The organism is Nocardioides sp. (assembly GCF_031397825.1).
In the GTDB taxonomy this organism is placed as follows: domain Bacteria; phylum Actinomycetota; class Actinomycetes; order Propionibacteriales; family Nocardioidaceae; genus Nocardioides.
In genome coordinates, this window is the sequence record NZ_JANNML010000098.1 from 1 (window position 1) to 12,252 (window position 12,252).

General features: G+C 72.7%; 8 protein-coding genes and 1 pseudogene. 8 read left to right on the forward strand and 1 reads right to left on the reverse strand.

Annotation, left to right across the window (positions count from 1 at the left end; genetic code table 11):
• Nucleotides 1-306: 306 nt before the first annotated feature.
• Entirely contained in the window at nt 307-1,701 is a 1,395-nt protein-coding gene (locus RMN98_RS08675) for a carotenoid oxygenase family protein (RefSeq protein WP_309648415.1), read from the reverse strand.
• A gap of 59 nt (nt 1,702-1,760) precedes the next feature.
• On the opposite strand from RMN98_RS08675, the gene RMN98_RS08680 reads away from it, so the two are divergent.
• From RMN98_RS08680 to RMN98_RS08715, 8 genes and pseudogenes are all read left to right on the forward strand, one after another.
• Nucleotides 1,761-2,366 carry a TetR/AcrR family transcriptional regulator gene (locus RMN98_RS08680; protein ID WP_309648416.1) on the forward strand — a complete coding sequence of 202 codons (606 nt, stop codon included), beginning with the start codon at nt 1,761-1,763 and terminating at the stop codon, nt 2,364-2,366.
• A 10-nt stretch (nt 2,367-2,376) separates the two neighbouring features.
• Nucleotides 2,377-2,925: a VanZ family protein gene (locus RMN98_RS08685; protein ID WP_309648417.1), complete on the forward strand. Its 549-nt coding sequence runs from the start codon at nt 2,377-2,379 to the stop codon at nt 2,923-2,925.
• A gap of 23 nt (nt 2,926-2,948) precedes the next feature.
• Nucleotides 2,949-4,034, forward strand: a complete 1,086-nt coding sequence (gene hisC, locus RMN98_RS08690) for a histidinol-phosphate transaminase (protein ID WP_309648418.1) — start codon at nt 2,949-2,951, stop codon at nt 4,032-4,034.
• A 46-nt stretch (nt 4,035-4,080) separates the two neighbouring features.
• On the forward strand, nt 4,081-7,377 hold the full coding sequence (locus RMN98_RS08695) for a transglutaminase family protein (protein ID WP_309648419.1): 3,297 nt from the start codon (nt 4,081-4,083) through the stop codon (nt 7,375-7,377).
• 18 nt (nt 7,378-7,395) lie between these two features.
• Nucleotides 7,396-9,903, forward strand: coding sequence for a circularly permuted type 2 ATP-grasp protein (locus RMN98_RS08700; RefSeq protein WP_309648420.1), 2,508 nt, complete (start codon nt 7,396-7,398; stop codon nt 9,901-9,903).
• Nucleotides 9,904-9,911: 8 nt separating this feature from the next.
• Complete coding sequence (locus RMN98_RS08705) at nt 9,912-10,790, forward strand: transglutaminase family protein (protein ID WP_309648421.1); 879 nt, start codon at nt 9,912-9,914, stop codon at nt 10,788-10,790.
• A 59-nt stretch (nt 10,791-10,849) separates the two neighbouring features.
• Complete coding sequence (locus RMN98_RS08710; RefSeq protein ID WP_309648422.1) at nt 10,850-11,851, forward strand: putative zinc-binding metallopeptidase; 1,002 nt, start codon at nt 10,850-10,852, stop codon at nt 11,849-11,851.
• Nucleotides 11,852-11,860: 9 nt separating this feature from the next.
• Nucleotides 11,861-12,252, forward strand: a pseudogene (locus tag RMN98_RS08715) (glutathione S-transferase family protein); the annotation flags it as partial.

Here is a 12,252-nt window from a genome sequence, read left to right on the forward strand (position 1 = left end):
CCGGTCTGTCCTCTCAGGGGGTGCCTCGGTGGGTGCTGGTGAGAGGGGGCCACGTGGACCCTTCTCGCAAGTGTCCGGGAGGGGTCTGGGGAGGGGGGGTGGGTGTTTCGTGGCGAGGTCGTGAGGGGCTGCGATCTGTCGGTGCTCGGGCGGGGTGGGGTGGTCCTCCCGCCGTGCTGTCCTCTCAGGGGGTGCCTCGGTGGGTGCTGGTGAGAGGGGGCCACGTGGACCCTTCTCGTAAGTGTCCGGGAGGGGTCGTCGGAACAGAGGTGGGCTCACCGAGGTCTGGGCCGCTCGGGGCCCGCCTCAGGAGGTCGTCGGCGCCCAGTTGCCGTGGAAGCCGGCGGGCACCCGCACGGGCAGGTGCACCGCGGCGACGTCCTCGAGCGTCTCGGCGTCGAGCAGCACCAGGTCGCTGAGACCGCTCGCCCGGTCGTGGACGTAGCCCATGACGACACCGCTGTCCTCGGCCGCGTCGTCGGCGTGCGGGACGAAGCAGAACTCGCCGACCTCCTTGCCGGCTCCCAGGCGCCGAGCCAGCGTCGTGCCACCGACCACGTCGTGCTTGAGCACGCTGTCGCCGGGCAGCGGTCCGTCGAGGCCGACCGACCAGCCGAAGCGGTGCTGATGACCGGTGAGCCGCTCGTCGTGGCGCGGGAACTCCTGGGCGTGCTCGTCGTAGCGGTGCTCGCGGACCTTGCCGGCGACGGTGTCGACGGTGAAGCGCACGAGCGACGAGAGGCCCTCGAAGGGCCCGGTGAACTCCGTGGCGAACATCCGTTCGTGGCGCACCGCGTCGATGACGACCTCGTCGCCGTCCTCGTAGGCGTTGAGCGTGTGGAAGACGTAGCAGGGGTCGATCTCGAACCAGCGCACGTCGGCGCCGGCGCCCTCGCGCGGCAGCAGCCCGATGCGGGCGGGGTAGTCGTCGTCCCACGAGTAGGGCAGCTGGCTCGGGGCGCCGCCGCGCGCCATCGCGCCGACCAGCGCGTCCGGCAGCGGGTTGCGGCCGATGACGCGGTTGAGGGCGAGGCGGGCCGGCAGCCGCATCGGGCGCGGCATCTTCCCCGCGACCATGTCGATGTCGAAGGTGACCGGCAGGTCGTAGATCACGACGTAGTGCTCGGTCAGCGCGAAGTCGTGCATCATCGGGCTGCCCTGGACCTCGACCTCCACCTGGCGACGTAGCCGCCCGGCGGTGTCGAGAACGGAGTAGTCCACGCGGTTGCCGCGCGTCCAGCTGTAGGAGACCGCGTGCAGCTCGCCGGTCGTCGGGTCCTCGTGCGGGTGCGCGGTGTAGCCCGCGGCCAGGTCGCCGGCGAAGCCGCAGCGCCCGACGGTCTCGAGCTCGTCGCTCAGCTCGTACGGCGGCGCCCCGGCCTCCACGAGGGCCATCGTGCGCCCGCCGTGCTGGAGGAGGTTGGTGTTGGGGGCGACGTCGTCGCCGTCGGGGCGGACCCAGCGGTTGCGGTACCACCGCGCGGCGCCGTCGGCGATGCGCAGCCCGTGGGCCATGCCGGCGCCGATGAACCAGTGGTAGCCGTCGGGGTCGACCGCGCCGGGGCCGTCGAGGCGCGGGTTGGGACCGATCCGCAGGTAGCGACCGTCGAGGTGGTCGGGGATCGTGCCGGTGACCGGCAGGTCGAACGCAGTCACCTCGTCGGTGACCGGCGCGAAGTTGTCCTGCAGGTAGCGGTTCATGACGTCTCCCTATAACGGCGTTATCAGCGACGATAACGCCGTTATGAGAGGCTGGCAAGGTGCCTGAGGAGACCGACGTACGACGCGCCCTGCTGGAGGCGGCCGCCCGGCTGCTCGGAGAGGAGGGGCCCTCCGCCCTGTCCACCCGGCGGCTGGCTCGCGAGGCCGGGACCTCGACGATGGCGGTCTACACGCACTTCGGCGGGATGCCCGCGCTGGTGCGCGAGATCGTGGCCGACGGCTTCGCCCGGCTCTTCGACCGGGTGGCCGCCGTGACACCGAGCGACGACGTGGTCGACGACCTGCTGCGCGTCGCCGCTGCCTACCGCGCCAACGCGCTGGAGCACCCGCACGTCTACGCCGTCATGTTCGGCTCGGCCTCGCTGGGCGGCTACCGGCTGCGCGACGACGAGCTCGACGTCGGGCTGGCGGCGTTCGGACAGCTCGTCGACGTGACCCGCCGCGCGATGGCGGCGGGCGCGCTGCGCGAGGACGACCCCGCGGCCGTGGCCGGACAGCTGTGGAGCGCGCTCCACGGATACGTGATGCTGGAGCTCTCCGGCTTCAACGCCGTGGTCGACGACCCCGAGCGGCAGCTGCTCTGGCCGATGCTCGGCCACCTGGTGGAGGGGCTCTCCGTGCAGGGCCACCGCCCCGATCGGTAGCGTCGGTCTGGTGTTTCCGGTCGGTGGCGTCGAGGTCATGCTCCTCGGGACGGCTCTGTCCGCAGCCGTGTGCGTCGTGCTCGCCCTCGTCCTGCGGCGCCGGCTGGGCTTCACCGCCTGGACGCTCGCGGCGCTGCTGTGGTCGCTGGTCGTCATCGCGATCATCACCCTGATCCCCGCCAGCGGGGCGCCCGGGATCGTGCCGGCCGAGGGGCGGCTCGACACCTGCTCCTTCGACATCGGCGGTCCCGCTCCCGACGGCTTCTGGATCTTCTCGGGCGGCCAGCGGCTGCTCAACACCGTCGTGTTCGTCCCGCCGGGGGTGCTGCTCGTCCTGACGGCGGCGAGGTGGCGGATCGGCTGGGTCCTGGTCCCCCTCGGGCTGGTGCTGCTCGCGGGCTACTCCGCCGGCATCGAGCTGACCCAGCTCGAGCTCGCCCGCATCGACCGCGCCTGCGACGTCACCGACATCATCGACAACGTGACCGGGGCGGTCGTCGGGGTCGCCGTCGGGCTGGTGCTGGCGCTGGTCGTCAGGCCGTGGCGGCAGCGACGGTGATCTGCGCGGATAGCCTGAGCGACATGGCCCATCCACAGCCGTTGCCGCAGCCGCGCGCGCACGTGTCCGCGATCCCCACCTACGTCCCCGGCAAGCCGCCCACCCCGCGGCCCGGCCTGACGACCTACAAGCTCTCCTCCAACGAGAACCCCTACCCGCCGCTGCCCGGCGTCGTCACCGCGGCGACCGAGGCGGCCGCGGTGATGAACCGCTACCCCGACATGGGCAGCACCGCGTTGTACGACGCCCTCGCCGCCCGTCTGGGCGTCCCGGTCTCCGACCTGGCGGCCGCGACCGGCTCGGTCGCGCTCGTCTACCAGCTGCTCGCGGCGTTCTGCGACCCCGGCGACGAGGTCGTCTACGCGTGGCGCTCCTTCGAGGCCTACCCGATCGCCGTGACGACCGCCGGCGCGACCTCGGTGCAGGTGCCGCTCACGGCTGACGGCCGCCACGACCTCGACGCGATGGCCGCCGCCGTCACCGACCGGACCAAGGTCGTCATGGTCTGCACGCCCAACAACCCGACCGGCCCGTCGGTCGCGCAGTCCGAGCTCACCGCCTTCCTGGCGCGGGTGCCCTCGCACGTGGTCGTCGTCGTCGACGAGGCCTACCTCGAGTTCGTGCGGATGGACGACGCCGTGGACGGCATCGTGACCTACCGAGCCCACCCCAACGTCGTGCTCTTCCGCACCTTCTCCAAGGCCTACGGGCTGGCCGGCTTCCGGGTCGGCTACGCCGTCGCGTCCGCGCCGGTGGCCGCCGCGCTGCGGGCGGTGTCCCTGCCCTTCGGCGTCTCCCACGTCGCCCAGGCCGCCGCTATCGCCTCGCTCGCCGCCGAGGACGCGCTCCTCGAGCGGGTGGAGGCGCTGACCGTGGAGCGGGCGCGGGTCGTCGCCGGCCTGGCCGAGGCCGGCTGGTCCGTCCCCGAGCCCCAGGGCAACTTCGTCTGGCTCGCCCTCGGCGACCGCACCGCCGACTTCGCGGCCGCCTGCGACGCCGCGGGGATCGTCGTACGACCCTTTGCCGGGGAGGGTTGCCGGGTCTCGATCGGGGAGCCGGAGGGCAACGACCGGCTGCTCGAGGTCGTGGCGGGGTTCGGTCCCGCCTGACAGCTCGGGTTACCGCCCGGCAACACGAGGAGGGCAGGGTAGGGGCATGTCGATCAAGGTCGCGCTCGAGCACCGCACCACCTACGCGTTCGCCGAGCCGGTGAACGTCGCGCCCCACGTGGTCCGGTTGAGGCCGGCGCCGCACACGCGCACGCCGATCGAGGCCTACTCGCTGGACATCGAGCCGGCCCACCACTTCCTCAACTGGCAGCAGGACCCGTTCGGCAACTGGTTGGCCCGGGTGGTCTTCCCCGAGAAGGTGTCGACCCTCGACATCACCGTCGGCCTGGTCGCCGACCTGATGGTGATCAACCCCTTCGACTTCTTCATCGAGGACTATGCCGAGCGGTTCCCGTTCTCCTACGACGCCACCCTGGCGGCCGACCTGACGCCCTACCTGCGGCCGGTCGAGGACAGCAACGACGTGGCGCTGTGGCGCGAGGGACTCCCGACGCTGCCGCCCGACGGGCGACCGACGGTGGACTTCCTGGCCGACCTGAACGCCGCGGTCCACCGCGACGTGGCCTACTCGGTGCGCATGGAGGCCGGGGTGCAGAGCCCCGACGAGACGCTGAGCCGGCGGATCGGCTCGTGCCGCGACAGCGCGTGGCTGCTGGTCAGCCTGCTGCGTCAGTACGGTCTCGCGGCACGCTTCGTCTCGGGCTACCTCGTGCAGCTCACCGCCGACCAGGAGGCACTCGACGGGCCGAGCGGCCCGACCCAGGACTTCACCGACCTGCACGCCTGGGCCGAGGTCTTCCTGCCCGGCGCCGGCTGGGTCGGCATGGACCCGACGTCCAGCCTCTTCGCCGGCGAGGGCCACATCCCGCTCTCCGCGACGCCGCACCCGAGCAGCGCGGCGCCGATCGAGGGCGCCACCGACCCGGTCGAGGTGACGTTCTCCTTCCACAACGAGGTGCGCCGGATCCACGAGGACCCGCGTGTGACCAAGCCCTACACCGATGAGCAGTGGGCGCGCATCGACGCGCTGGGCGAGGCCGTCGACGAGCGCCTGCGCGCCGGCGACGTGCGCCTCACGATGGGCGGCGAGCCCACCTTCGTCTCGCTCGACGACGCGACCACCCCGCAATGGAACAGCGAGGCGGACGGGCCCGAGAAGCGCGCGCTCGCGACGACGCTGGCCGAGCGGTTGCGCACCATCTATGCCGAGGGCGGGATCGTCCACCGGGGCCAGGGCAAGTGGTATCCCGGTGAGCCCCTCCCGCGCTGGAACATCGCGCTCCAGTGGCGCACCGACGGGGTCCCGCTGTGGCAGGACCCGAGCCTGTTCGCCGACCCGTGGGACGAGGCGTCGTACGACGACGCTGCCGTCGGCCACGCCGAGGCGCTCGCGCGCCGGGTGACCAAGGTGCTCGGCCTGCCCGACGAGCAGCTGCTGGCCGCCTTCGAGGACCCGTTCGCCGCGCTGGCCGACCACGTCGGACAGCCGCACGGCGACAAGCCGGAGCAGCCCGACGAGCCCGACCAGCTGACCACCGAGCTGGTGGCGCGGCTCGACGCCGACGTCACCGTGCCCACCGGGTGGGTGCTGCCGATCGTCACCGGCGAGGAGTGGACCAGCCCTGCCTGGCGCTTCCGCCGTGGTCGCCTCGTGCTCAGCCCCGGCACCAGTGCGGTGGGCCTGCGGCTGCCGCTGGACGCCATCGCCTGGAAGGAGCCCGGCTTCACCGGCGAGCCGTCCTACCTCGAGGCGGGACCGCCGCTGGAGCCCCAGGTCCCCGTCGTCACGATCGTCGACCCCGAGGAGGTGCCGACCACGGCGCTGGCCTTCGAGGCGCGCAACGGCGTCGTGCACGTCTTCCTGCCGCCGACCGAGCGCCTCGAGGACTACGCCGACCTGGTGCGCCTGGTCGAGGTCGCGACCCGCAAGGTCGGCTGCGCGATCGTGCTCGAGGGCTACGGCCCGCCGCCCGACCCGCGCCTGACCCAGCTGGTCGTCACGCCCGACCCCGGCGTCATCGAGGTCAACGTGCAGCCCTCGAAGAGCTGGGCCGAGCAGCGGGCACTGCTCGAGACGCTCTACGCCGAGGCGCGTCAGGCACGCCTGACGACCGAGAAGTTCGACCTCGACGGCCTCCACACCGGCACCGGAGGCGGCAACCACCTCACGCTCGGCGGGCAGCAGCCGGTCGACTCGCCGCTGCTGCGCCGGCCCGACCTGCTGGTCAGCCTGATCACCTACTGGCAGCGGCACCCGTCGTTGTCCTACCTCTTCTCCGGGCGCTTCATCGGCCCCACGAGCCAGGCGCCGCGCTTCGACGAGGGCCGGCCGGAGGCGACGTACGAGATGGAGATCGCCTTCGCGGAGATCGCCCACCTGGTGGCCGAGCAGTCGGGGCCGCACGAGGACGGCGAGCCCGGCGAGGTGCGTCCGTGGCTGGTCGACCGGGCGCTGCGGCACCTGCTGACCGACCTGACCGGCAACACCCACCGCGCGGAGTTCTGCGTCGACAAGATGTACAGCCCGGACTCCTCGCGCGGGCGACTCGGGCTGCTCGAGCTGCGTGGCTTCGAGATGCCGCCCCACGAGCAGATGGCGCTGCTCCAGTCGCTGCTGGTGCGCTCGCTGGTCGCGATGTTCTGGGAGAAGCCGCTCACCGCACCGCTGGTGCGCTGGGGCACCCGGCTGCACGAGGACTTCCTGCTGCCGCAGGGCGCCATCGCCGACATCGCCGAGGTCGCGGCCGACCTGCGTGCCCACGGCATCGACTTCGAGGAGTCGTGGCTCGACCCGTTCACCGAGTTCCGCTTCCCGCGCATCGGCCAGACCCAGGTCCCGACCGGGTCGGGACCGGTCGAGCTCGAGCTGCGCCAGGCCATCGAGCCGTGGCACGTGCTGGGGGAGGAGGCGACCGCCGGCGGCACCGCCCGCTACGTCGACTCCTCGGTCGAGCGGATCCAGGTGTCGGTCCGCGGGATCGACCCCCACCGTCACCTCGTCACGTGCCAGGGTGTCCCCGTGCCCCTGACCGAGACCGCCGCGGGCGACTTCTACGCCGGCGTGCGCTTCCGCGCCTGGCAGCCGTGGTCGGCCCTGCACCCCTCGATCCCGGTCCAGGCGCCGCTGCACGTCGAGGTCGTCGACATCCCCTCGGCGACCAGCCTGGGGGGCGCGACCTACCACGTGGTCCACCCCGGTGGCCGCTCCTACGACCACCCGCCGGTCAACGCCAACGCGGCCGAGGCGCGGCGGGCCAGCCGCTTCGAGCCGCGCGGCCACACCGCCGGTCGGATCGACGTCGGGGCGCTCCAGGAGAAGGCCCGACGGGCCGCCTCCGCGGAGTACCCCCACACGCTCGACCTGAGGCGCGTCCCCCGATGAGCCTGAGGTGACCGCGCCGTGACCGCGCTGCGCGACTACGCAGCCGCGCTCACGCAGCCCGTCCTGGGTGACCAGGCGCCGCGCTACGACGAGGTGGTCGCTCCCGACGGCGGCCTCCGCCCCGCGTGGAAGGGCCTGGCCGAGATCGCCGTCGCGCTCGACCACCGCGACCTGCGCCGGGTCGACGAGGACATCGTGCGCTTCCTCGCCGACGACGGCGTCACCTACTCGCGTCCCGGGGGCCGCTCCGGGCCGTGGCGCCTCGACCCGGTGCCCCTGGTCATCGACGCGGCCGCGTGGACGCCCCTCGAGGTGGGCCTCGCCCAGCGTGCCGAGCTCCTCAACGCGATCCTGGTGGACCTCTACGGCGAGCAGCGGCTGCTCTCCGAGGGCATCGTCCCGGCTTCCGTCGTGCTGGGCCACGCGGGGTTCACCCGCGTCGTCGCGCGACGCAGTGCCATCGACCCGCGACCGCTCGTCCTCTCCGCCACCGACCTCGGCCGCGACGCGCAGGGCCAGTGGCGGGTCATCGCCGACCGGGCCCAGGCGCCGTCGGGCATCGGCTATGCGATGGAGAACCGCCGGGTGATCTCCCGGGTCATGCCCGAGCTCTACCGTGAGGCCGGCCTGCACCGGATGGAGCCCTACTTCTGGGCGCTCCGGTCGGCGCTCATCCAGTCCGCCCAGGACGAGCTGGCCGACCCCCGCGTCGTCGTCCTCTCGCCCGGCACCCACTCCGAGACGGCCTACGACCAGGCTTTCATCGCCTCGGCGCTCGGCTTCCCGCTGGTCCAGGGCAGCGACCTGGTCGTGCGTGACGGCTGGGTGCAGATGCGGGCGACCCACGGTCGCCACGGCGGGCGGCTCGAGCGCGTCGACGTGATCCTGCGCCGGGTCGACGCGGCCTGGAGCGACCCGCTCGAGCTCCGTGGCGACTCCCAGCTCGGCGTCGCCGGCCTGGTCGAGGCCGTCCGGCGGGGCCGGGTGCGCGTCGTCAACGGCCTCGGCTCCGGAGTCCTGGAGAACCCTGGGCTGCTGCCCTACATGCCGTCGATCAGCCAGGCGCTGCTCGGGGAGCCGCTCCGGCTCGCCGCGGTGCCGACCTGGTGGTGCGGCGACCCCGACTCGCTCGCCCACGTGCTCGACCGCCAGGACCGCCTCACCATCCGCGCCATCGACGGACCGACCAACGCACTCGCCGGCCTCGACCCGGCGAGCGTCCGCGAGCGCCTCCTCGACGAGCCGCACCGCTACGTCGGCCAGGAGCGGCTGCCGCTCTCCCAGGCCCCGACCTGGCGCTCCACCGGCCACCTCTCCGGTGACGTGGTGCCCCGCCCCCTGACGCTGCGCACGTTCACCCTGCGCTACGGCTCGGCCTACCGGCCCCTCGTCGGTGGCCTCGGCGCGGTCTACGAGGGTGACGTGTCCGCGTCCAGCAAGGACGTGTGGGTGCTCAAGGCCGAGCCGACCGACCCCGACCAGGGGCTGGCCGAGGTGCTGCCGATGACCAACGTGCGGGCCTCGACCGGCACCGTCCCGCGCATCCTCGAGGACCTCTTCTGGTTCGGCCGCTACGCCGAGCGCGCCGAGGACATGATCCGGCTCGTGCTCGCCGCCCACGCGCTGGCCGAGGACTTCGGCACCCGGCCACGCACGACCGGCGGTGCGAGCCTCGCCGTCCTCATGCAGGCCGTACGCCGCCTGGGTGGCACCGTCCACGAGGACCTGGACGCGGAGTTCCGCTCGCTGCTCCTCGACGCCCAGCGGCCCGGGTCGGCCGCCCAGGCGCTGCAGGGCCTGCGCGACGCCGTCGCGGGGGTGCGCGACCAGCTCTCCCAGGACACCTGGCGCGTCTTCGGGGCCAGCGACCGGGCTGCCCACGCCCTCGAGGAGTCGGGCCACAGCCACCAGATCTCCGAGTCGGCGGGCCGGATGCTCACCGGCATCCTGTCGCTCCAGGGCGTGACGGCCAGCATGATCCGCGACCCCGGCTGGCACATGATCGGCATCGGGCGGCACCTCGAGCGTGCGGTCCAGGTCTGCCACCTGCTCGACGAGACCGCGACCGTGCGTCGTGGCATCGACGTCGACCGCGACGTCCTCAACGCCGTGCTCGTCGCGTCCGAGAGCTCGGTGACCCACCGCCGGCGCTACCGCGGCTACGTCCGCACCGGCGGGGTGCTGGAGCTCCTGCTCACCGACCTCGACAACCCGCGCTCCCTGGCCTTCGGGCTCGCCGAGATCGCCACGCACCTCACCGCGCTGCCCGCGTCCACCGGCTCGACCCGTCCCGAGCGGCTCGTCGCCGACCTGCGCACCACGCTCGCCGAGACCGACATCGCGACGCTCGTCGCGATCGGCGGCGTCGGTCGGCCCAACCTCGAGGCGTTCCTCGCCTCCTACGCAGCCCAGCTCGCGCGCCTCGCCGACGCGGTCGCCGACCTGCACTTCGCGACCGGCCCGGCCCCGCGCTCGCTCGGCTCGATCGCGCTCGTCGAGTCCCTCGAGGCCCTCGGGGCCCCGTGAGGTACCGCGTGTGGCACAGCACCACCTACACCTACGACGACCACGTCAGCGACAGCCTCGGCATCGCCCACCTGGTGCCTCGAGGGCTCCCGTGGCAGCACGTGTCGTCGTACGACGTGGTGGTGGCGCCGACGCCCGGCGACCTGGCCCACGACGTCGACTACTACGGCAACACCGTCACCTACTTCCAGGTGACCGAGCCCCACGACGTGCTCGTGATCGAGGCCACCAGCGAGGTGACCGTCGAGGTGCCGCTGGTGCCGGACCACGCGCTGGCCACCCCCTGGGAGCGCCTGCGACCGCTGGTGGACCCGGGGCTCCCGGGTGCCTGGAGCGTGACCGACTTCGCGCTGGCCTCGGCCCAGGTCGAGCAGGTCGGCGCCGCGGAGGCCTACGCCGCGACGTCCTTCACGCGGGGCCGGCCCGTGGGCGAGGCGGTGGCCGACCTGATGCACCGCATCCATGCCGACTTCGACTACGACCCGACGGCGACGACGGTGACCTCGACGGTCGACGACATCCTCGACAAGCGGGCCGGGGTCTGCCAGGACTTCGCCCACCTGACGCTGGCCTGCCTGCGCACCCACGGCCTCGCCGGCCGCTACGTCAGCGGTTACCTCGCCACCGAGCCGGCGCCCGGCCAGGACCGTGTGGTCGGCGCCGATGCGTCCCACGCCTGGGTGGCGGTGTGGCTGGGGCTCGCCGACGACGGCGTGGACCAGTGGCTGGCCCTCGACCCGACCAACGACCAGTGGGTCGGCGACCGTTACGTCACGGTCGCCTGGGGCCGTGACTACGGCGACGTGCCGCCGGTCAAGGGCGTGATCTTCACCGAGGCCAAGAAGTCGACGCTCCAGGTAGCGGTCGACGTGGAGCCCCTCGGCTGAACCCGCTCTCCACTGATGGGGTGAGCCTGCTGCGAGCGGAGACGTGTCACGCTTCTTGCGTGAAAGCCTTCCGCTGCCGGGTGTGCGACAACCAGCTCTACTTCGAGAACTCCGTGTGCGTGTCCTGCGGGACCGCACTGGCCTACTCCCGGACGGAGCGCTCGATCGTCCCGGTCGACGAGAACGGGCGCTACGTCGACCCCTCCGGGCTGGTCTGGCACGTGTGCGCCAACCTCAACCTCTCCGGCTGCACCTGGCTGGCGCCGCTCGAGGGCGGCCAGTGCTTCAGCTGCGACCTGACCCGCACCCGCCCCGCCGACGACGACCTGGTCGGGCTGGAGAACTACCCGCTCGCCGAGGCGGCCAAGCGGCACCTGGTCGTCGAGCTGGAGGCGCTGGGCTTCCCGGTGGTCGGCAAGGAGACCGACCCCGACGACGGGCTGACCTTCGACCTGCTCTCCAGCGTCGAGGAGAACGTGGTGATCGGCCACGAGGACGGCATCATCACCATCGACCTCGCCGAGAGCGACGCGGCCCACCGCGAGAAGGTGCGCGCCCAGCTCGCCGAGCCCTACCGCACCATGCTCGGCCACTTCCGCCACGAGGTCGGCCACTACTACGAGTGGCAGCTCGTGCGCGGTGACGAGCGCCTCGCGCGCTGCCGCGAGCTCTTCGGCGACGAGTCGAAGGACTACCAGGCCGAGATCGACCGGCACTACGCCGAGGGCCCGCCCGAGGGCTGGGAGCAGTCCTACATCTCGACCTACGCCACGATGCACCCCTTCGAGGACTTCGCCGAGACCTGGGCGCACTACCTCCACATCGCCGACACCATCGAGACCGCCCGCGAGTTCGGCCTCGCCACCGTCGCGGGCGTCGGCGCCTTCTCGACCTTCCGCGACGTCGTCACCGGGGTCTGGATCCCGATGTCGACGGCGCTCAACCAGATCAACCGGTCCATGGGCAAGGAAGACCTCTACCCCTTCGTCATCCCCGCGCCGGTCCTCGACAAGCTCGACTTCGTCGCCACGCTGGCCCAGCCGTCCTGGCCACCTGCCTAAGGTCTGAGCATGAGCGACGACGACCAGACCCCGACGTACGTCGGCGAGGGCGAGTTCGAGCGCGACACCAACTACGTCGCCGACCGGATCACCCGCGGCGCCCGGCGTCCCGAGCACGGACCGGTCGACGGGGAGCTGTGGCCCGTGGAGCCGGGTCGCTACCGGCTCGTCGCTGCCAAGGCGTGCCCGTGGGCCAACCGCGCGATCATCGTGCGCGACCTCCTGGGGCTCCAGGACGTCATCTCGTTGGGCACGCCGGGCCCGACCCACGACGCCCGCAGCTGGACCTTCGACCTCGACCCGGGCGGGCGCGACCCGGTGCTCGGGATCGAGCGGCTCCAGGAGGCCTACGTCAAGCGCTTCCCCGGCTACGACCGTGGCATCACGGTGCCGGCGATCGT